The organism is Synechococcus sp. CS-1329 (genome assembly GCF_025128055.1).
In the GTDB taxonomy this organism is placed as follows: Bacteria; Cyanobacteriota; Cyanobacteriia; order PCC-6307; family Cyanobiaceae; genus Regnicoccus_A.
Genome location: NZ_JAHLYS010000023.1, coordinates 1 through 19,627, shown reverse-complemented (window position 1 = coordinate 19,627; position 19,627 = coordinate 1). Strand labels below are relative to the sequence as shown.

Here is a 19,627-nt window from a genome sequence, read left to right as displayed (position 1 = left end):
GGATGGCTGGCCGGGATCCGCTCCTCGATCGAGACGTAGGAGAACAAGGAGCCGCTGCGCTCCTGCTGACCTCGCATCAAACCTGGGGCAGTTGACTCATTCTCGCAGAGGAAGCGGGGTTTTTCAGCAAACTCTTAAGTCAGGCTACTTCAGGCCAATGATTTTGCGCTGTTGTTGTCAGCAACGGTACTCTTTTCAAGACCGCCAACTGCTCGGGCAAGGGGCTCGTGCCTGGATGGGTCTCCTGCACATATTCGAGAGCGCCCTGCCAGCTCATCCGGTGGTTGTGGATCAACCAGGCCATCGCCACCAGAGGTGAGCGCTCGACACCAGCGACACAGTGGAGATAGACCGGCCCATGGCGGCGCAGGTCGCTCAGTTCGCTGAGCACCAGGACCAGTTGCTGCACTGTGGGGGGGCACAGGTGGTGATGGTCCGGCAGGGGCAGTCGAGCGCAAAGGAAACGCTCAGCCATCCCGCCCGGAGGCGGTGCCTCCTCAGCAGCGCACAGGCTCATCATGACCCTAACCCCCTCCCGCTCAAGGCGATCGAGGTCATGGGCATCGGATGGGGCGGTTCCCACCGCCAGTTCATCCAGCAACAACCAGGTGAGGCGCATGCAGGCTCAGTTGTTGTTATCAAGCAGGCGGAACAGGGTTAAGACATTGACCAATCCGCTCAGGGGTGTACTGACGGCCCCGATCGCATCGGCACTAATTGCATAACGACTGCGATTCACGATCACCGTGTCGCCATCCACCAGGGGAGGATTCTTGGTAATAGACACGCCTTGATTGAAATCAAGCGGGTAGGTTCGCCGCATTGCCGAGCCATTGCGGTTGATCCGCACCAGCTCCAGCCTCGATGTTTTCGCCCGCCAAGTCTCCACACCCCCGGCGGCGAGAATCGCCTGCATCAACGGTGTGCTGGCCGGCACCTGGAGCCGGCCTGGAGCCTTCACCTCTCCCACCACATTTACGGTGATTGCCTTGGGCGCCAGGGTGGTGGCCGCCATCTCGGCGGAATTGCTGACCAGCTGCTCGGAAACCCGCTCAAGCTTGATCGTGTCCCCATCGAAGAGCAATGGATTCTGGAGCTGGTCCCCGTCCCTCACCAGAGCCAGCAGGTCCACCCGGGCGCGCTTGAAGCGGGAGTCGGCGCCGGGTAAACGCCTCTGCACCACCACCCGGCGCAGGTTGGCCATCGAGGTAATGCCGCCGGCCTTCTGGATCGCATCCACCAGCGTGGGAGGACCACTGATCACAACCGGGGCTTCCGCGGTGGAGGTTTCCGAGGTGGTGAGAGTGTAGATACCTGGACGCTCCACCTCACCGACCACAGCGATGCGTAGGGGCCTGGGACGAACGACGCTCAACTGCAGATCAGGTCGCTGCAGTTGTTTTCTATACAGCGATTCCAGCCAGAGGCTGGCCTGGGAGAGGGTCAGCCCCGAGAGCCTGACGCTGCCCAGGAGAGGCAGGGAGGCTGTGCCGTCGTTGAGGATGTCGAGTGAACCGCTGAGGTCGTCGACCGCCAGGAACTTCAGGCTCAGCCCATCGCCGGCGCCGAGAATGTAGGCATCATCCTGAAGCATCCCGTCGCTGCCACCGGGCGCCATTTCAGCCTGGGCGAGATCTCCAGGCCGCAGTTCAGCAGCCACCAGTGGAGCCAGGGGGCTGGAGAGGCTGAGCAGCAGCAGAGGAAGTGCCCAGCGCTTTCCCACCAGGTCCACACGCAGGCTCGTCATCGCGGAAATGGACAGTAGGGCGAATGTTGCCACGCACCGGTTGAAAAGGTGGGGGTATGGGGCCAGTCATCAGCTGGCCAGCACCGATACATTGGCACCACTCGATCCTCAGCCGTAATCGACGTGCTCTCCAGGCCGCCAGGATCCACCCACAATCCATGGTTCGGCCTGCTGACCCCGATCGTCATCTTTGCCGCACCCACCGCAGAGGCACAAAATCTGGTCTGGGAGCTGCCGTCCGCACCTCCGCCAGTGGTGGTGGTACCCCTGCAGCCCCCACCGCCGGTGCCCACGCTTCGGGCCAGGGCAGCCGAACCCGCGCCGGGCCAACAAGCCAGAAGCCTCATCTGGGAAGCGGTTCCCCCCAGTCCTCCTCCGATTCAGCCGCAGCCATCCCTGCCCAGTAGTCCCGATACTGTCGTCGCGGCGAGGCCGGAGCGTTCATTGGCCTGGGAACTCGTTCCCTACGACGACGGCAGTCTCGCCTTCACCCCTACAGCGGCGACCGGCCAGGCCATCCCTGAAGCGGGATTGTTTGGCCAGTTGTTGGCCAGGGACACCAGCCTGCGCTGGTATCTGGTGCCAGCGGATGAGGTGTTCACCCCATCCGCTGCTCTGGCCAGCGGCAGCGTCAGGCCCGAGCTTCCCTACCTTCCCGAGCCACCGCCGCCGGTCTGGCCGAAGGTGCGCGGTCTGGCCCGTGGTATCACCGTCAACGGCAATCCCTATCCCGACACCGGCCTGAACGTCCCCAACGGCTTCGCCCAGGACAGGGAGTTCACCGTCTCCACCACCCTGACCGGCACCAGTCGCACGCGGTCCTGCCGTGTGCCCAGCGGGGGGAGCTGGGTGGACTGCTCCGACTCGGAGGCCTATCTCGATATCACCCCCTTCAAAGGGGAGTACGCCAGCCTGGGCTTCCAATACACGATTCAGAGCCTCACCAGCCGCAACCGCGGCACCGGCGTCTTCGCCGGCCAGAGCATCGGCTTCCGAACGGCCATCAACCTCACCCCCACCACAGGGCTGGCCTTCGGCGGTGAGCACATCATCCAGTTGGATAACACCACCGACCTGGGGCGCAATTTCTATCTGGTGCTGTCGCAGGCTTTCCCCCTCAGCCGGGGCCAGAACCCGATCCTGTTCGTGGCCACCGCCGGCATCGGCTCCGACTTCTACGGCTTCGCCGGTAACGGCACGCTGGGGTCCACCAACTGCCTGAGCGGCAATAACGTCACGAGCCTGAACTTCCCCCAGGGCACCGACTGCTTCTGGGGGCCGATCGGCGCCCTCAGCCTCCACTTGGGCAGCCAGGTGTCCATCGGCTACGAGTGGTTCGGCTTTGGCATCGGCGCCGGCGTTTCCGTTCGCCCGATCAAGGACATCCCTCTCACCTTCTCGCTTTACGCCACCGACTTCCTCGGCAACACCCCCAGCTACCTCGATGGGCTCTGCACCACCAACCCCTGCGAGCCTCGCTACTACGGCCGGGTGACGATGTCGTTCTGAACGCCCCAAACTGAGAATAGCCTGAGGAAGTAGACAGCTTGCAATCTGGTTTGTGGCTGGCTTAAGCCTTCTCTCACGCTTGCTCTTACATTCAGGAGCATTGAGTCCCCGGACAGCTTCCCTATGCGTTTCAGCGTTCCTCTGGCACTCGCCACAGCCACCGCTTTTTCGGTCAGCTCCCTCCCCGTTCGAGCTTTTCCAGGCGCCAGTGTCAATCTCGTGCGTGTGAATGGCAATGGGGTCACAGCCCTGCCCGGCCTGCAGACGCCCCCCATCGATGTCCCCCCATCGGCTCCGCCAGCGTTTGAGCTGATCAGCCAAGCCTCGGGGGACACCGAGGCCGGCATCCAGGGCGATCTCGAAACTGATGGGGACATCACGTTGTTGCCCGCCGCCACCGAAGACCTGGAGATTCGCTACCAGGGTTCTCTGCCCCTATTTTCAACCTCTGAATATATTTCAATTCGCAACAAGGCCACCGGCGAGGAGGTGGAACGCATCTTCCTCAACTCCGATCGCGTCACCTTCTCCAGCGACCGCCGCACCGTCACGATCAATCCCGAGACCACTACCACCCCCGGAGAGGTGGTCTGCGCCCTGCTGCCCGATTGGCCCGGCGTCCTGCCAGCTCGCACCACGCCCTGCTGCTTTTCTGTGGCCGCAGCCGTCATTCCTCCTGCGGCCACGGTGCCTCCCGTGACCAATCCCTTCCCCTGGTGGGTCATTCCCGTAGGCCTCGGTCTTGGGGTCGGCATCTGCGCCATCGCCGGCTGCTTCGACGGTGGCGGCGGCGGTGGCGGCGGCAGCAACAACGTCTCCCGCTGAGGCTGGTTCAGGCTCCCCCGATTACAATTAACCCAGCTATCCAGACTCCTTCCCATGGTCAGATTTCTTACCACTGGTGCACTCGCTGTTGGCAGCCTTGCGGCCCCGGCCTTCGCGGCTGATCTTGCCGAAAAGCCCAACTGCCTCAAGCCCCGCACCCTCAGCTCGGTCACATCCACCATCACCCAGGCCAGCGTGATCAAGGATCCGCTGATCGCCCAGGGGTTCAGGATCTCCGATCCAGCTTGCACCTATCAGGTGGCCCGCCCTGTCATTCCTCAGCAAGTGCCCATCCGCGGCCTCTGGTGAGCGGCTGATCGCAGGGTCCAGCACTCCGACCTCTTACGGTGCCCTCACCGTCTGACTTCCGGCCTTGACCCTGCGGCTCACCAACACCCTGACCAGGCGCACTGAGGTCTTTCAACCTCTGGTGCCCGGTGAGGTCTCGATCTATTGCTGCGGTGTCACGGTCTACGACCTTTGCCATCTCGGCCATGCCCGGAGCTACATCGTCTGGGATGTGCTGCGTCGTTACCTGATCTGGCAGCAGTATCGGGTCACCTTTGTTCAGAATTTCACCGACATTGACGACAAAATCCTCCGGCGCGCCGCTGCAGAAGGCCGCTCGATGGAGGAGGTCAGCGAGAGCAATATTCAGGCCTTCCGTGAAGACATGAAAGCTCTCAACATCCTGCCGCCTGATCAATCACCCAGGGCCACCCAGTGCCTTGATGGCATCCGCTCGATGATCGCTGAACTGGAAGCCGCCGGTGCGGCCTATTCCGCCGATGGTGATGTCTATTTTGCGGTGATGGGGCGGCCCGATTACGGCAAACTGAGCGGGCGCAGCCTCAGTGAGCAACAGGAGGGCGCCAGCGGACGACTCCACAGCGACGAAGAGTCGCGCAAGCGTCATCCCTTTGATTTCGCCCTCTGGAAAGGGGTCAAGCCCGGAGAGCCCAGCTTTCCTTCGCCATGGGGCCAGGGGAGGCCGGGTTGGCATATCGAATGCTCAGCCATGGTGCGCCAGGAACTGGGCACCACCATCGACATTCACCTGGGCGGATCCGATCTGATCTTTCCCCACCATGAGAATGAAATCGCCCAGTCGGAGGCGGCCAACGGTGAGCCCCTTGCCCGCTACTGGCTGCATAACGGCATGGTCAATGTCGATGGCGAAAAGATGTCGAAATCGCTCGGCAACTTCACCACGATCCGTGCTCTGCTCGCCAGCGGAATTTCGGCGATGACCCTGCGCCTGTTCGTGCTCCAGGCCCACTACCGCAAACCGCTCGATTTCAGCCGCGACGCCCTCGACGCCGCCGCCACCGGTTGGCAGGGCCTCAACGAAGCCCTCGGCCTCGGCCTGAGCACCACCTTCACCGCAGCACTGGGATGGGCAAACGTGGCCGCTTCGGCCCAACCCGCCCCTGGCCACGACGTGGGCCTGGAGCCCAGCCGTGAGGCCTTCGTTGGCGCCCTCGACGACGACCTCAACACCTCAGCGGCCCTGGCGGTGCTGTTCGATCTCGCCCGCCCCTTGCGGGCCCTGGCCCGGCGGCTGGAGCGTGGATCCGAGGCCAGCGGTGAGGATCGTGCCCTGCAGGGGCGCTGGCAGCTGCTCACTGAACTCAGCGGCGTTCTGGGCCTCGAGCTGGAGCTCAGCTCCAGCAGCCCAAGCGAAACAAGCGCTGGGCCCGACCCCGCCCAGATCCAGGCCCTGATCAGCGAGCGCCTGGCCGCCCGGCAGGAGAAGCGCTATCCCGATGCCGATGCCATCCGCGACCGGCTGCGCAGCGACGGCATCGAGCTGATCGATCGACCCGATGGCAGCACCGAGTGGATCCACCGCCCTCAGTCGGGCGGGCCGCCGCGGGGCTGATCGCGCATCAGCGTTTCGATCCGGCGGATGCGCACACGCGTGGTCTCCCACACCTCCAGCCTGAAGCCGCCGTCGGCAGCCACCGGAGCGCTGCGCAACTGCTCCACCATCGCCTCGATGTTCTCTCCCGCCTCGAAGGCATCCCAGAGCTCACGCTCCAGCCGCGCCCGCTCGATGAAGTTCCAACGCTTGAGCCAGAGCATCGCGGCCGCCAGGGGTGAAGAGCACCAGCTCCGCCAGTGTGCACGAGCCGCTGGGATCGGTGGGAGACTGGCGCCCGACGCAGGGAAAGCCTGGTGAAAGCGATCAGCGTGCTCGGCTCCACAGGGTCGATCGGCACCCAGACCCTGGCGATCGTGGAGGAGTTCCCCCAGCGCTTCCGCGTGGTGGCGCTCACCGCCGGGCGCAACCTGGAGTTGCTGGTGGATCAGATCCGCCGCCATGGCCCCGAAGTGGTGGCCCTCGCCGACGCCGATGACCTGCCCGACTTGCGCCGTCGCCTGGAGGCCCTGGAGCCCAACCAGCGTCCAGCCCGCCAGCCGGAGCTGCTGGGGGGAAGTGAGGGGCTCTGCGCCGCCGCCGCCTGGGGCAGCGCCGATCTGGTGGTGACCGGCATCGTCGGCTGCGCCGGCCTGCTGCCCACCCTCGCCGCGATCAAGGCCGGCAAAGATCTGGCCCTGGCCAACAAGGAAACCCTGATCGCCGCCGGGCCGGTGGTGCTGCCGGCCCTCAAGGCCAGCGGCAGCCGCCTGCTGCCCGCCGACTCCGAGCACTCCGCCCTGTTCCAGTGCCTGCAGGGCACCCCCTGGGCCGACACCGCCCGCCTCTCCACCGGCGTGCCCACCCCCGGTCTGCGCCGCATCCAGCTCACCGCCTCGGGCGGTGCCTTCCGCGACTGGCCCGCCGCTGATCTGGCCAAGGCCACCGTGGCCGATGCCACCAGCCATCCCAACTGGAGCATGGGCCGCAAGATCACGGTGGATTCCGCCACCTTGATGAACAAGGGCCTGGAGGTGATCGAGGCCCACTACCTCTTCGGGCTCGACTACGACGCCATCGAGATCGTCATCCACCCCCAGAGCATCATCCACTCGATGGTGGAGCTGGCCGACAGTTCGGTGCTCGCCCAGCTGGGCTGGCCCGACATGCGCCTGCCGCTGCTCTACTGCCTCAGCTGGCCCGAGCGCCTCGAAACCCCCTGGCGGCGCCTGGATCTCACCGAGGTGGGCCAGCTCAGCTTCCGCGCCCCCGACGAGGTCAAATACCCCTGCATGGGCCTGGCCTACGCCGCCGGCCGTGCCGGCGGCACCATGCCGGCGGTGCTCAACGCCGCCAACGAACAGGCCGTGGCCCTCTTCCTGGAGGAGCGCATCTCCTTCCTCGACATTCCCCGCCTGATCGAGGCGGTCTGTGAGCGCCACGGCGCCGACCTGCGCCAGGACCCCAGCCTCGAGGACGTGCTGGCCATCGACGCCTGGGCCCGCCTCGCTACCACCGAGCTGGCCGCCACCGCCTCGCCTGCTCTACTCACGGCATGAAGATCCAGCCGTGAAGGTTCAGCACCACCTGCTGCTCTGCGCCACCCCCAGCAAGCCCCTCTGCGGCGACCCGCAGCTGGGGGCCGCCAGCTGGGCCCGGCTCAAGCAACTGATCAAGGAGCGCGGTCTGGAGCGGCCGGATCGCCCCGAAGGAGTGGTGTTGCGCACCAAGGCCGATTGCCTGCGCATCTGCGCCGGAGGACCGATTCTGCTGATCTGGCCAGAGGGGATCGCCTACGGCGGCGTCAGCCCCGAGCGCATCGAGCGGATCGTGGAGGATCACCTGATCGGCGGCCGTCCGATCGAGGAGTGGATCGTGGCTCAGCACACGCTGCTGCCCAGCCGCTGCTCCAGCCAGCGCAGCACCAGCTGATCCGACCAGCACCCCCCCGGGGCGTGGAAGCCGTTGTGGCCACCGCCCGGGCTGAGCAGCACCTCCAGCCGCTGGTGTTCCTGGCGGTGAGGCTCCAACCCCAGCGCCTGGGCGCCGGCGGCTGGAACCCAGGGATCATCCAGGGCCTGCAGGATCAGCGTGGGGGGCAGGGGTGGCTGAGTGGCTGGCGGCTCCAGCAGCCGCGGCAGGGGACTGGCCTGGCGGTAGTAGGCGTCCACATCGGCGTAGCCCCAGCGCGGTGCCGTGATCAGGGCGTCGAACTCGCGGATGCTGGCCACCCGCCGCAGGCGCTCGCTCAGCGCCCGATCGGGCCGGGGGACATCGTTGAGGGTCTGCTGGCGCAAGCGCTCCAGCAGCCAGCGCTCGTAGAGGCGGTTGCGCGGGCTGGAGATGGTGGCCGAGCAGTGGGCCAGATCGAGGGGGCTGCTCACCAGCGCCAGCCCCTCCAGCCGGACCACCCCATCGAGCACGGCATTGAGCAGCACCGTGCCGCCCAGGGACAGCCCCACCGCCAGCAGAGGCCCGCCCGCCGCCAGCTGCCGCGCCCGCTCCAGCGCCGGGGCCAGGTCCGTGCTGCAGCGGGCGGCGTAGGTGCCCGTGGCCAGGGCCCGGCCCTCACCGGCCCCACGCATGTTCAGGCGCAGCACCGAAAAACCGGCCCGGTTCAGGCACCAGCCCAGCCGCTGCTCCCCCGTGCCCTGGCTGGAGCCGCCGAGGCCGTGCAGGAGCAGCACCAGGCCCTTGGGCGGGCCCACAGGGGCCCCCTCAGCAGCGACCGGTGGATCGAGCCAGGCCAGCAGGGAGCCGCCCTCCCCCTGGTTGGAGGGGCCCAGGGGCAGCTCCAGCGCCGTGCTCTGGCGATCGGGGAGCGAGTCTGGCCGCAGCGTGTCGCGCAGGGTCTGGAGATCAGCGCCCCACCAGGGCGCCCGGGGGCGGAACGGCTGCAGCCCCAGGTGCTCCAGCAGCTCCGCTGAGGTGGGCTCAGGCCGCTGCAACAGGGTGCTCGAAGACTCAGAGGGCACGGTGTTCAGAAGAGCGGCAACAACTCCTGTTCTAGGCACCGGGCCAGGGGGAAGTCGCCCTGATGGCGCAACTCCCGCACCCGCAGGATCAGGGGATCGATGTCACACACCTGGCTGTAGCACTCCTCCAGATGGTCATGGAAACCGGGCTGAGGGCGGCTGAGGGAAGAGGGGTTGTCCAACGGTGATCGAGGCGGTGCCAGAGGCAGGCGAAGCAGGGTCCTGCCGGGAAGTTAGGGGAGCTGGCGGCGGAAGCCCTGGTGACAAACACTCATTCTCAGGCCGCAGCACGCACAATGGCGCCACCCCTGCCGGCGCCGCTGCCATGGACACCGACGCCCGCGGCAGGCCCTCCTTTGACCTGCACAGCAGCGCAGCTGGCCAGGCGCCAGCCACCGGAGGCCTTGAGCCACCGCTGCGGCCGCGCCAGTGGCAGTCGCAGCTGATCAACCTGCTGCGCCGGCGCCTGGAGGTGCCCGGCAGTCTCGGCAACGACGTGCTGGTTCATGCCGGACCCGGCGCCGGCAAAACCTTCGGCGCCCTGCTGGGCTTCCAGTCGTTGCTGCGGGAGGGCCGGCTCGCCCACCTGCTGGTGTTCTGCCACCGCAGTTCGATCGCCGCCCAGTGGCGCGGCTCAGCCCGCCAGCTGGGGATGGAGCTGCGCGAGTGGGACCCCAGCCAGCCCCCCGAAGGCGGCCAGGGGCTGCTGCTCAGCTATCAGAGCGCCGCCCGGCACCGGCTGCGGCTGCAGGAGCAGCTGGGGATCCTGCTGCCCGGACCCACCCTCAGCGTGGCCGATGAGGTCCATCACCTTGGCCTCGATCCCGACGAGCCGGAGGCCACCGCCTGGGGCCATGCCTTCAGCGAACTGAGCCGGGGACACGCCCTGCGCCTGGGCCTGAGTGGCACCCCCTTCCGCGCCGACAACCTGGCCTTCTGTGCCGCCAGGCGGGTGCCCCGCCACCAGGGCGGGGTGCTGGTGGAGCAGATCGAGCCCGACCTCAGCGTGGAGCCCCGCCAGCTGATCGTGGCCGGCGATGTCAGGCCGCTGGAGTTCCGCTTCCAGGACGGCTGGGTGGACCACGGCCGTGGCGAGGGGGAGCGGGAGAGCGAACTGGAACGCTCCCCCCTCTCGCTGGAAACCCGCGAGAGCTGGCGGGCGCGCAACCTGCGCCGCGCCATCCGTCCCGGCGACCCGAGCAGCATTGCCCTGCAGGTGCTGCTCAACGCCCGCCAGCGCCTGGCCGACCTGCGCCGCGACGACCATCCCGAGGCCGGCGGACTGGTGATTGCCCGCGACATCGCCCATGCCCGTGGTCTCAGCGGTCTGCTGGAGGAGCAGGGGGACCGGGTGCGGCTGGTGCACTCCCAGGATCCGGACGCGGCCGCCCATCTGCTGGCCTTCCGAGCCGGGGAGGCCGACTGGCTGGTGAGCATCGACATGTGCGCCGAGGGGTTCGATGCCCCACGGCTGCGGGTGGTGGCCTACCTGAGCACCGTGGTGACCCGCAGCCGCTTCCTGCAGGCGATCACCCGGGCCGTGCGCGTGGATCCGAACAGGGCGGAACTGGAGACGATCCCCCGCCATCCCTCGTACATCTATGCGCCGGCCGATCCCTTGCTGATGAGTTACGCCCGCAGCTGGTCGGTGGCAGAGGCCTACGTGATCCGGCCCAGGGCCCTGCCGGCCGGCGAGCTGGGCGCGGGCGGCGCTGGAGCGGCGGGCCAGCTGCCGCTGGAGGCCCTCGGGGATGGGGCGGGCGAGGTGATTCGTCTGCGTGGCCCCCAATTGCCAGCATTCCTTGACAAACGAAGGGCCTGAACGCCCCCGGCGCAACCCCCAACCCGTGGCGTTGGCTATAGCACAAAAATGCTGAGAGTGCAAACATCTGCAAATCAACACCACAGCTGGCCGTAGGGCCATCCAGCCTGGTGCTCTCCTGGAGATGGACCATGACCCAAGCCTCTCCCCATCGCCAGCTCACCGCCCTGGTGACCTGGGCCATGGCCCGCATCGCCGAACTCGACAGCCTGGAGCGCTACGAGGAGAGCTTTGCGCTCACCGAAGAGTTCCGCGACTGGATCCTCGGCCTCGACCACCAGCCCGAGCGGCTCGACACGCTGCTGGCGCCCCAGAGGCTTGGGCTGAACGCCCTGGACCGGGCGGACTGAGGGCAACCACGGATCCGGGCGCCGTGATCTAAGCTCAACTCATAGTCAGTCCGCATTAGATCCGATGAGCGTGTCCTCAGGCCCCAGGGACGACGACAACGCGCTGGAAAATCTGGTGATCGTGGGCTCCGGCCCCGCCGGCTACACCGCCGCCATCTATGCGGCCCGCGCCAACCTCAATCCCCTGTTGATCACCGGCTTCCAGGACGGGGGCATCCCCGGCGGCCAGCTGATGACCACCACCCACGTGGAGAACTACCCCGGTTTTCCCGATGGCATCCTCGGCCCCGACCTGATGGACCGCATGAAGGCCCAGGCCGTGCGCTGGGGCACCCGTCTACTGGAGGCCGATGCCGAGGCGATCGATCTCTCCGAGCGTCCTTACCGGATCACCGCCGAGGGTCAGACCATCCGCACCCAATCGGTGATCCTGGCCACCGGCGCCAGCGCCAACCGCCTCGGCCTCCCCCATGAGGATCAGTTCTGGAGCCAGGGCATCAGCGCCTGCGCCATCTGCGATGGGGCCACCCCCCAGTTCCGCAATGAACAGCTGGCGGTGGTCGGCGGCGGCGATTCCGCCTGTGAGGAGGCGGTGTATCTCACCAAGTACGGCAGCCACGTGCACCTGATCGTGCGCCGCGAAAGCCTGCGCGCCAGCGCGGCCATGGCCGACCGGGTGCTGGCCAACCCCGCCATCACCGTGCACTGGCAGCGGGAGGTGGCGGATGTGTCGGGGAACGCCTGGCTGGAGGCCCTCACCCTGCGCAACCCCGACGACGGCAGCAGCGAAGAGCTGCCCGTGCGGGGCCTATTCTATGCCATCGGCCACACCCCCAACACCCGGTTGGTGCGCGATCAGCTGGCCCTCGATGACAAGGGCTATCTCGTGGTCAACCCCGGGCAGCCCGACACCAGCCTCGAAGGGGTCTTCGCCGCCGGTGATGTGGCCGACGCCCAGTGGCGCCAGGGGGTGACGGCCGCCGGCAGTGGCTGCCAGGCCGCCCTGGCCGCCGAGCGCTGGCTCAGCCACCACGGCCTGGCCACCACGGTGCAACGCACCAACGTGGAGCCAGAGCCCAGCGGTGAGCCCGCCCACACCGCCGTGAGCGACGAGACCAACTACGACCCGGCGGCCCTCTGGCAGAAGGGTGGCTTCGCCCTGCGCAAGCTTTACCACGACAGCGACAAGCCCCTGCTGGTGGTGTACACCTCCCCCAGCTGCGGCCCCTGCCACGTGCTCAAGCCCCAGCTCAAGCGGGTGCTGCAGGAGCTCGGCGGTGCCGCCCAGGGGGTGGAGATCGACATCGAGGCCGAGCAGGAGATCGCCAGCCAGGCCGGTGTCAACGGCACCCCCACCGTTCAGCTCTTCCACGCCAAGCAGCTGGCTCAGCAGTGGCGCGGAGTGAAGCAGCGCAGCGAATTCAAGGCCGCCATTGAAGCGCTCCTGCCGGTACCGGTGGCCTGAGCCGGCCTGCGCTCAGCGCCGCCTCGGACCACCGGGGCGGTTGCCGCCGGGCCTGGGGCCGGTGGCTCCGGCGTTGCGCTCCCGGTAGGTGATCCGGCCGCGGGTGAGGTCGTAGGGGCTGATCTCCACAAGCACCTTGTCGCCGGCGAGCAGCTTGATGCGGAACTTGGTGAGCTTGCCGGCGGCACGGCAGAGGCACTGGTGCCCGGAGGGCTGATCGAGGGTGACCAGGTAGAACCCGTTCCCCTGTTCCTTCTCGATCACTCCCGAGGTTTCGATCATGCGCTGCCGTGGCTCGATGCAAAGGTGGTTCCACCTTAAATTGGCGCCGTGCTCACCAGCCCCGGGCCAAGCGCCGGCCCCAACGGCAGCCCTAGGGTCAACGACGTTGCCGGCTTCCGCCTTGGTCGTTCCACCCCTGACCCTTGATCTGGGCCTGCTGCTGATTTCCATCGGGGTGGTCAATCTCTGGAAAGCCCGTCGCAGCGATGGTGGTTTCTGAGCTGGAGCCAGGGGCCAGAGGCGCCCCCACCACCCTGCTGCTGCACAAGCCCTACGGGGTGCTGAGCCAGTTCAGCCCCGAACCGCTCAGCCCCTGGTCAACCCTGGCTCCCCTGGTGCCCGTGCCTGGGGTCTATGCCGCCGGCCGCCTCGATGCCGACAGCGAGGGGCTGCTGCTGCTCACCAGTGATGGGGCATTGCAACACCGGCTCAGCGATCCCCGCTTCGGCCACTGGCGCCGCTACTGGGTGCAGGTGGAGGGAAGCCCCAGCGACGCAGCCCTGCAGCAGTTGCGCGACGGGGTGATGGTGCAGGGCCGCTGCACACTGGCTGCCCAGGCCCATTTCCTGGCGGATCCAGGCCTGGCCGAGCGGGTGCCGCCGATCCGCCAGCGCCGCTCGATCCCCACCGCCTGGCTGGAACTGCGGTTGCGCGAGGGGCGCAACCGCCAGGTGCGGCGCATGACGGCGGCCGTGGGGCTGCCCACCCTGCGGCTGCTGCGGGTGGCGATCGACCTGATGGATGGAGGACCGGCCCTCAGCCTCGAAGGGCTGGCGCCCGGCCAGTGGCGGCCGCTGAACGGCGCTGAGCAGGAGCGCCTGGCCCGGCTGCTTCACGGCCGCGGCGGCCGGGCCGGCGGCGGGAAATCAGGCCGGGCCGGCGGCGGCGGATAGGGCGGCTTGGAGTGGGCCGCCGGCTCAGCCAATGACCTGCTGGAGTTCGCGCACGGTCTGAAGCTGGCCGTAGTAGTAGTTGGCGCGGGCACGCCGGTCGGCCTCTTCGAGGCTGTCGAGGGCGTCAAATCCCAGGGTCATCCAGAGCTCATGGCCGCAGGCCCGGTTCAGCTCAGCGGTGGCTTCCTGCTCGAGATTGGCGAGCCGGCGCTGCAGGTTCTTGATCTGGGCAATGGACATGGACGGGCCAGCACAATCAGAGAATGGTACAAAAGAACTGCTGAGCAATCAGAACGGCAGCTTCTTCTTGCTCTCCTTGTCGAGGTCGGCATCCAGTTCGCGCAATCGGCGCAGGATCGTGTCGTAATACTCCTTGAGGTAATCCTCCAGGCGGGTGGTCTCCCCGGCCTCCAGGCCAAAGGCCTCGTAGCTGGCCTCCATCGGGGCATCGAGGGCTTGACCGCCGCCGGTGACCTCGGCAAAGGCCAGCCGCTCCGCCACATTCACCCCCGGCTCAAAGAACGACGCCAGGCCCTGCATCAGGCGGATCAGCACAGGCCTCACCCGGAACACCCGGGCCGGCTTGCCGCTGTAGCGCTCACAGAGCTGGGTGACCTCGCCGGTGTTCCAGGCCTTGGGGCCCACCACCGGGAAGGTCTGGCGCACCGTGGCCGCCTGCGCCAGAGCTGCCACCGCGAAACGGGCCACGTCCTGGGTGTTCATGTAGGCGATCGGGGTGGGGGTGCCGCTCACCCAGACGGTCTGGTTCTCCAGCACCGGAATGGCGAACTGGCCGATCACCCCCTGCATGAAGGCCACGCAGCGCAGGATTGTGTAATCCAGCCCGGAGTTGATCAGCAGCTGCTCGGTGCAGTACTTGATATCCATCAGCGGCACATCGCGGTGGCGCTCCGCCCCCAGCAACGACACAAAAACGAAACGCTTGACTTCGGCCTGCTCACAGGCCCTGAGCAGATTGAGTTTGCCGTCCCAGTCGATCGTGTAGATGCCGTCGCTGTCGGTGGGACGAGCGGTGGCGGCATCGATCACCGCGTCTTGACCCTCCAGCGCATAGGCCAGGCTTTCGGGCTCCAGCAGATCGCCGCGGGTGAGCTCACAACCCCACTCCTGCAGGAAGGCCGCCTTGCGCGGAGAGCGCACCATGCAACGCACATGGTGGCCCTGATCGAGGGCACGGCGGGCAATCTGGCGACCAAGGGTGCCGGTACCGCCGATGACCAGAACCTGCATGAAGCGCCCGAACAGGAGGGGCTGAGCCTAGAGGTGCGCCTATCGCCAACGCGGCTGCACAAACAGCCTGCAACGGGGCCCGAGTGGCGCCGCGAAGGCTCAGTCTTTCTGCAATTTGAGCAGCAGGGCGCCGCCCGCCATCCCGACGGGGATCAGCACCCAGAAGATCGCTGCGGTGAAGAAGATTTCCGAGGCCATGGCGCAGGCGAGAACGGCTACCTGTCTAGCGTCTCATCCCCCGTGGCGGCCAGCTCCAGCACCACCTCCCAGGGCGCTGAGCTGCGCAGCTGGCCCGGCATCACCCCGCTGACGCTCGCGCTCCAGCCCGCCCGGCGCAGCCGCTCCAGCAGCGGCCGCAGGCGCAGCGTGCCGGCCGGCGACTGGCGGGCGATCTGGGCCATCGGCCAGACCCGGGCGCCCTCACCGTCGTCGGCCACCAGCTGTCCCAGCAGCCGCCGGCTCTGCTCAGCCACAGGGGCCTCAGCAGCGCCGGCGGTGGCAGCAGCGGTGGCCAGGGCCGAGAGCTCGCCCAGCCAGACGGGATCCTGCAGCGGGCCGATCCAGAGCGGACCGCTCACCGCCAGGGGCGGCGGGGCGCTGCAGCGGCAGGCCTGCCAGCCGCGCAGGCGCCTGAGGCTCTGCACCTGCTGATCGCCGCATCTGTGGCAGTGGGCCAGCAGACCCAGCTGGTCTTCCTCCAGGGCCGCCGGGCTGCGCGACACCTGCACCGCCGTGCGGAAGGTGCGGCCATCGCTGAAGTTGAGCAGAGGCCGAAGGCCCCGGCCCAGGCACCAGGCGGCGCGGGCCACCACCCCGAGCTGGAGGCGCAGCGCCAGCTCCCAGCTGGCGGGATGGGCCCGGGCCGCTGCCCCGAGCGAGCGCAGGGCCGACACCCGGTCGTGGCCGGTGGGGGAGCGCCCATCGCTGCTGGCCAGGTAGAGCACCCCGCCGAAGCGCACCGCCTCCAGGGCCAGGGGCAGCAGCGCCGCGGGGCAGCCGAAGGCGTCGAGATCCACCAGCTCGAAGCGCTGATCGCGCAGCAGGCAGTCGGCCAGCAGTTTCTGGGCCGTGAGGGCACTCAGCCGCAGCTCGAGGCGATCGGCCAGGGGCTCCAGATTGAGGCGCAGCAGCGGCAGCCGATCCGGATCGGCGTCATTGGCCCAGACGGCCGCCGCCCCGGCCTCCAGGCCATAGCGCAGCGAGCGCACGCCGCAGCCCGCCATCAGATCCAGCACCCGCAGGGGCCCCTGAGCCGCCAGCCGCCGGGCCAACAGCACCCCCAGATCCCTGGCCGGGCGCGAGTCGGGGCGAAAAAAACCCGGCCCCAGCCGCAGCTGGGCCGCGCCTTCGCAATAGTGAGGGTCGTACGGCGTGGCTCCGTCTCCGGTGATCACAGCTTCAGCCCAGCCTGTCGCAGGGGATGGCATCGACTGGGGCCTGCACGGCACCTGGCACTGGCGCGGCCTGGCCTGCCACTGGCGTGTGCTCGGTGACCCCAGCCATCCGCCGCTGCTGCTGCTGCATGGCTTCGCCGCCAGCAGCGGCCACTGGCGTCACAACGTGGCCGGCCTGGTGGCGGCGGGCTGGTGCGTCTATGCCCTCGATCTGATCGGTTTCGGCGCCTCCGATCAGCCGGCCCTGCCCCTCGATAACCGGCTCTGGGCGCGCCAGAGCGCCGCGTTTCTGCAGCAGGTGGTGCAACGGCCCGCCGTGCTGCTGGGTCATTCCCTCGGCGGACTGGTGGCCCTGACCACGGCCGTGTTCAGCCCGCAGTGGGTGCGGGCGGTGGCGGCCGTGCCCCTGCCCGATCCCAGCCTGGTGATGGCCGTGCCGCGGCGGCGCCCCCCCTGGCGGCGGCGGCTGCAGCGCCTGCTGGTGCAGCTGCTCTGCCGGCTGCTGCCCCTGGAGCTGCTGGTGCCCCTGATCGCCCGCACCCCCCTGCTGGATCTGGGCCTGCAGTCGGCCTACAACCAGCCGGTGATCGGCGACGCGGAACTGCGCCGGCTGTTTGCCCGTCCGGCCCGCCGGGCCACCGCCGCCTGGTCCCTGAGGGGCATGAGCATCGGCATGGCCCTGCGCCCCAGGGGTGCCACCGCCGAGGCGCTGCTGGCCCGCCTGGTGCAGCCGCTGCTGCTGATCTGGGGCGAAGCCGACCGTCTGGTGCCGATCGAAGTGGGAGAGCTGATCGCACGCCTCAGGCCGGATCTGCGCCTGGAGCGGCTCGAGGGGGTGGGCCATTGCCCCCACGACGAAGCCCCCGAAGCCTTCGAGACCCGGCTGCTGAGCTGGCTGGAGGCCCTGCCGCTGGAGGGCCAGGAGGCCGGCACGTAATTTGGGGCCTTGATGCCCCGTTGAGCAGCGCCTGGCCATGAAACACACCCTCTCGGTGCTGGTGCAGGACGAATCCGGCGCCCTCAGCCGCATCTCCGGGCTGTTCGCCCGCCGGGGCTTCAACATCGACAGCCTGGCGGTGGGTCCAGCCGAACAGCGCGGCCACTCCCGTCTGACGATGGTGGTGGAAGGCGACGATCAGACCCTTGAGCAGATGACCAAGCAGCTCAACAAGCTGGTCAATGTGCTCAGCGTGATCGATCTCACCTGCATCCCCGCGGTGGAGCGGGAACTGATGCTGCTGAAGGTGGCGGCTCCGCCGGAGAACCGCGCGGCGATCCTCGATCTGGTGGAGGTGTTCCGCGCCAAGGTGGTGGATGTGGCCGACAACGCCCTGATCCTCGAGGTGGTGGGCGATCCAGGCAAACTCGTGGCCCTCGAGCAGATTCTCGAAACCTACGGAATCCTGGAAATCGCCCGCACCGGCAAGGTGGCCCTGGAGCGGGCCTCCGGCGTCAACACCGCCTTCCTCAAGGTCACCGCCTCCGACAAGCGCGTGCCCGCCTGATTCAGGGCTGGCTCAGGGCTTGTCCTTCACCAGGGTGCCGCCCTTGAGCAGGGTGGCCTTGATCAGCCGGTCGCCCTGCTTGATCCGGTCGACCACCTCCATCCCCTTCACCACACGGCCGAAGACGGCATAGCGGCCATCGAGCTCGGTGAGGGGTTTGAGGGCGATGTAGAACTGCGCGCTGGCGGAGTTGGGATCCGCGGAGCGGGCCATGGCCAGGGCCCCGCGATCGTGCCTGAGGCTGAGTTTGGCGCTCTGGGCTGGATCCAGCACCTCGGCGCCGTAGCGCGGCTCCGCCTCACCCTTGAGCCCCAGCTCGAGGGGGATCATCCGCGGCTGATCGGTGGCTGGATCCACGAAGCTGCCGGTGCCATAGAGGTTGGCCGGCACCTTGGGGTCAGCGCTCTGGGGATCACCCCCCTGCACCACAAAGGGAGTGGGCTCATTGACCACCCGGTGGAACACCGTGTTGTCGTAGGCACCGCGACGCACCAGGTCGACGAAGTTTCCCGCCGTGAGGGGAGCGGCATCGCCGCTGAGCTCCACTTCGACGTCGCCGCGGCTGGTCTTGAGCGACACCAGGGCCGTGCCGCTCAGGCAGGGGCTACCGGAGGCCGAGCAGCCCAGGGGGCTTTTGGGAGCATCGGCGGCGCAGGCACCGACCCCAAACGGGGTGAACAGAAGCACGCCCACCAGCAGGAGGCGGCTGAGACGGATCGACATCGGCTCAGACTCCTTCCAGGGGGACTTTGAGGAAACGGGCCAGCTCGGCGCCGCTGCGCTCCAGCTCGGCCAGGGGCAGCGGCTCTCCGACCCGGGTGAGCGGCAGATCGCGGCGGCCCTGCAGGCGCAGCGAGAGGCGGCGGCGGGGGTTGAGGCCATCGCGCACATCCACCTTCACGGCCAGGATCTGGCGCAGGGGGATGTCGAGTTCGATCTTCTGGCGGAAGCCCCGCCGGGTGATGGTGGCCTGGCTGCTCTCGCGGTCGAAGCGGTTGCTGCCGGCACCCACATCCAGGGTGATCACTGACCAGAGATAGGTGGCCAGCAGGACAGCGGCAACGCCGTAGGCCCCCATCACCAGTCCCTGGGGGACCCATGCCAGTTCGGCTGGATGGCCGATGGGCAAAAGATCGCGGCCGAGGCGGCTGGAGAGGCTGGTGAGCAGAAAACCGAGACCACCGGCGGTGACCACGGTGGCCACCAGATAGTTGGAGAGCCGGCGGGAGCCCTGCACCGGCTGCTCGAGCAGGGAAGGGCGGGTGGTGGAGGCGCCGTTGGCCATGGGGTCGGCGGGGAGGCGGTGAACCGTCATCTTGGACGGCGGCGGGCGGAGACGAGTGGAAGAAATACCTAGAAACCCTGCCGAGGCAGGCAATGTCAGCCCATTGCAGGGGCGCTCGCGCTGCCCATGAACATTGTTACCATCGCTCGGTATCCCACAGCCCAGCGGGATTTCCGCACCGTTTCTACCCATGACGATCGCTGTAGGGCGCGCGCCTGCCGCACGGGGATGGTTCGACGTCCTCGATGACTGGCTCAAGCGTGACCGCTTTGTTTTTGTTGGCTGGTCCGGCCTGCTGCTGTTCCCCACGGCCTACCTGGCCCTGGGCGGCTGGCTGACCGGCACCACCTTCGCCACCTCCTGGTACACCCACGGCATTGCCAGCAGCTACCTGGAGGGTTGCAACTTCCTCACCGCCGCGGTGAGCACCCCGGCTGATGCCATGGGGCACAGCCTGCTGCTG

The 19,627-nt window shown here is 67.9% G+C and carries 24 protein-coding genes and 1 pseudogene; 13 read left to right on the top strand and 12 right to left on the bottom strand.

The window, feature by feature from the left end; translation table 11 throughout:
- Window positions 1-139: 139 nt before the first annotated feature.
- Window positions 140-619, bottom strand: a complete 480-nt coding sequence (locus KQ304_RS04515) for a dual specificity protein phosphatase family protein (RefSeq protein ID WP_259735923.1) — start codon at window positions 617-619, stop codon at window positions 140-142.
- 6 nt (window positions 620-625) lie between these two features.
- Window positions 626-1,747, bottom strand: coding sequence for an SLBB domain-containing protein (locus tag KQ304_RS04510; protein ID WP_259735922.1), 1,122 nt, complete (start codon window positions 1,745-1,747; stop codon window positions 626-628).
- A 444-nt stretch (window positions 1,748-2,191) separates the two neighbouring features.
- Here KQ304_RS04510 and KQ304_RS04505 point away from each other — a divergent pair, with 444 nt between their 5' ends.
- The 4 genes from KQ304_RS04505 to cysS all read left to right on the top strand — a co-directional run bounded on the left by KQ304_RS04505 (window position 2,192) and on the right by cysS (window position 5,963).
- Window positions 2,192-3,256 carry a hypothetical protein gene (locus KQ304_RS04505; RefSeq protein ID WP_259735921.1) on the top strand — a complete coding sequence of 355 codons (1,065 nt, stop codon included), beginning with the start codon at window positions 2,192-2,194 and terminating at the stop codon, window positions 3,254-3,256.
- A gap of 219 nt (window positions 3,257-3,475) precedes the next feature.
- Window positions 3,476-4,081: a hypothetical protein gene (locus tag KQ304_RS04500; protein ID WP_259735920.1), complete on the top strand. Its 606-nt coding sequence runs from the start codon at window positions 3,476-3,478 to the stop codon at window positions 4,079-4,081.
- Between the two features lie 54 nt (window positions 4,082-4,135).
- On the top strand, window positions 4,136-4,390 hold the full coding sequence (locus tag KQ304_RS04495; RefSeq protein WP_259735919.1) for a hypothetical protein: 255 nt from the start codon (window positions 4,136-4,138) through the stop codon (window positions 4,388-4,390).
- 64 nt (window positions 4,391-4,454) lie between these two features.
- Window positions 4,455-5,963, top strand: a complete 1,509-nt coding sequence (gene cysS / locus KQ304_RS04490; protein WP_259735918.1) for a cysteine--tRNA ligase — start codon at window positions 4,455-4,457, stop codon at window positions 5,961-5,963.
- Here cysS and KQ304_RS04485 read toward each other — a convergent pair.
- The gene (locus tag KQ304_RS04485) at window positions 5,936-6,166 is read right to left on the bottom strand and encodes a hypothetical protein (RefSeq protein WP_259735917.1); all 231 of its coding nucleotides are present in this window, start codon (window positions 6,164-6,166) and stop codon (window positions 5,936-5,938) included. The two genes, cysS and KQ304_RS04485, sit on opposite strands and share 28 nt — an antisense overlap.
- Window positions 6,167-6,259: 93 nt before the next feature.
- Here KQ304_RS04485 and KQ304_RS04480 point away from each other — a divergent pair, with 93 nt between their 5' ends.
- Window positions 6,260-7,501, top strand: a complete 1,242-nt coding sequence (locus tag KQ304_RS04480; RefSeq protein WP_259735916.1) for a 1-deoxy-D-xylulose-5-phosphate reductoisomerase — start codon at window positions 6,260-6,262, stop codon at window positions 7,499-7,501.
- 10 nt (window positions 7,502-7,511) lie between these two features.
- A complete protein-coding gene (locus tag KQ304_RS04475; RefSeq protein ID WP_259735915.1) occupies window positions 7,512-7,874 on the top strand; it encodes a ferredoxin in 363 nt (120 codons plus the stop codon).
- Here KQ304_RS04475 and KQ304_RS04470 read toward each other — a convergent pair.
- Window positions 7,823-8,917, bottom strand: coding sequence for a YheT family hydrolase (locus KQ304_RS04470; RefSeq protein ID WP_259735914.1), 1,095 nt, complete (start codon window positions 8,915-8,917; stop codon window positions 7,823-7,825). The genes KQ304_RS04475 and KQ304_RS04470 overlap by 52 nt on opposite strands.
- 5 nt (window positions 8,918-8,922) lie before the next feature.
- The gene (locus tag KQ304_RS04465; protein ID WP_259735913.1) at window positions 8,923-9,099 is read right to left on the bottom strand and encodes a hypothetical protein; all 177 of its coding nucleotides are present in this window, start codon (window positions 9,097-9,099) and stop codon (window positions 8,923-8,925) included.
- Between the two features lie 143 nt (window positions 9,100-9,242).
- On the opposite strand from KQ304_RS04465, the gene KQ304_RS04460 reads away from it, so the two are divergent.
- The 3 genes from KQ304_RS04460 (at window position 9,243) to trxB (ending at window position 12,554) form a co-directional block, all read left to right on the top strand.
- Window positions 9,243-10,739, top strand: coding sequence for a DEAD/DEAH box helicase (locus KQ304_RS04460; RefSeq protein WP_259735912.1), 1,497 nt, complete (start codon window positions 9,243-9,245; stop codon window positions 10,737-10,739).
- 131 nt (window positions 10,740-10,870) lie between these two features.
- Window positions 10,871-11,089: a hypothetical protein gene (locus KQ304_RS04455; RefSeq protein WP_259735911.1), complete on the top strand. Its 219-nt coding sequence runs from the start codon at window positions 10,871-10,873 to the stop codon at window positions 11,087-11,089.
- A gap of 64 nt (window positions 11,090-11,153) precedes the next feature.
- Window positions 11,154-12,554 (top strand): thioredoxin-disulfide reductase, encoded by a 1,401-nt coding sequence (gene trxB, locus KQ304_RS04450; protein WP_259735910.1) that lies wholly within the window; start codon window positions 11,154-11,156, stop codon window positions 12,552-12,554.
- Between the two features lie 12 nt (window positions 12,555-12,566).
- Here the strand turns inward: trxB and infA are convergent, their stop codons facing one another.
- On the bottom strand, window positions 12,567-12,836 hold the full coding sequence (infA, locus tag KQ304_RS04445; protein ID WP_006171764.1) for a translation initiation factor IF-1: 270 nt from the start codon (window positions 12,834-12,836) through the stop codon (window positions 12,567-12,569).
- Between the two features lie 206 nt (window positions 12,837-13,042).
- Here infA and KQ304_RS04440 point away from each other — a divergent pair, with 206 nt between their 5' ends.
- Complete coding sequence (locus tag KQ304_RS04440; protein ID WP_259735909.1) at window positions 13,043-13,729, top strand: pseudouridine synthase; 687 nt, start codon at window positions 13,043-13,045, stop codon at window positions 13,727-13,729.
- Window positions 13,730-13,753: 24 nt separating this feature from the next.
- Here the strand turns inward: KQ304_RS04440 and KQ304_RS04435 are convergent, their stop codons facing one another.
- From KQ304_RS04435 to KQ304_RS04420, 4 genes are all read right to left on the bottom strand, one after another.
- The gene (locus KQ304_RS04435; protein ID WP_255111245.1) at window positions 13,754-13,969 is read right to left on the bottom strand and encodes a hypothetical protein; all 216 of its coding nucleotides are present in this window, start codon (window positions 13,967-13,969) and stop codon (window positions 13,754-13,756) included.
- A 48-nt stretch (window positions 13,970-14,017) separates the two neighbouring features.
- Complete coding sequence (locus tag KQ304_RS04430) at window positions 14,018-14,980, bottom strand: NAD(P)H-binding protein (RefSeq protein ID WP_259735908.1); 963 nt, start codon at window positions 14,978-14,980, stop codon at window positions 14,018-14,020.
- A gap of 99 nt (window positions 14,981-15,079) precedes the next feature.
- Window positions 15,080-15,178, bottom strand: a complete 99-nt coding sequence (gene petM / locus KQ304_RS04425; RefSeq protein WP_259735907.1) for a cytochrome b6-f complex subunit PetM — start codon at window positions 15,176-15,178, stop codon at window positions 15,080-15,082.
- Between the two features lie 17 nt (window positions 15,179-15,195).
- Window positions 15,196-16,257 (bottom strand): N2,N2-dimethylguanosine tRNA methyltransferase, encoded by a 1,062-nt coding sequence (locus KQ304_RS04420; RefSeq protein ID WP_399228412.1) that lies wholly within the window; start codon window positions 16,255-16,257, stop codon window positions 15,196-15,198.
- A 109-nt stretch (window positions 16,258-16,366) separates the two neighbouring features.
- Between KQ304_RS04420 and KQ304_RS04415 the strand changes: the two genes are divergently transcribed.
- Both KQ304_RS04415 and ilvN read left to right on the top strand, forming a co-directional pair.
- On the top strand, window positions 16,367-17,311 hold the full coding sequence (locus KQ304_RS04415) for an alpha/beta fold hydrolase (RefSeq protein ID WP_259735905.1): 945 nt from the start codon (window positions 16,367-16,369) through the stop codon (window positions 17,309-17,311).
- Between the two features lie 37 nt (window positions 17,312-17,348).
- The gene (gene ilvN, locus KQ304_RS04410; protein ID WP_259735904.1) at window positions 17,349-17,879 is read left to right on the top strand and encodes an acetolactate synthase small subunit; all 531 of its coding nucleotides are present in this window, start codon (window positions 17,349-17,351) and stop codon (window positions 17,877-17,879) included.
- Between the two features lie 12 nt (window positions 17,880-17,891).
- On the opposite strand, the gene KQ304_RS04405 is transcribed toward ilvN, so the two are convergent.
- The gene (locus KQ304_RS04405; RefSeq protein WP_259735903.1) at window positions 17,892-18,602 is read right to left on the bottom strand and encodes a peptidylprolyl isomerase; all 711 of its coding nucleotides are present in this window, start codon (window positions 18,600-18,602) and stop codon (window positions 17,892-17,894) included.
- 4 nt (window positions 18,603-18,606) lie between these two features.
- Entirely contained in the window at window positions 18,607-19,164 is a 558-nt protein-coding gene (locus KQ304_RS04400; protein WP_259735924.1) for a photosystem I assembly protein Ycf4, read from the bottom strand.
- A gap of 190 nt (window positions 19,165-19,354) precedes the next feature.
- Between KQ304_RS04400 and KQ304_RS04395 the strand changes: the two are divergent.
- Window positions 19,355-19,627 (top strand): annotated as a pseudogene (locus KQ304_RS04395) (photosystem II D2 protein (photosystem q(a) protein)); the annotation flags it as partial.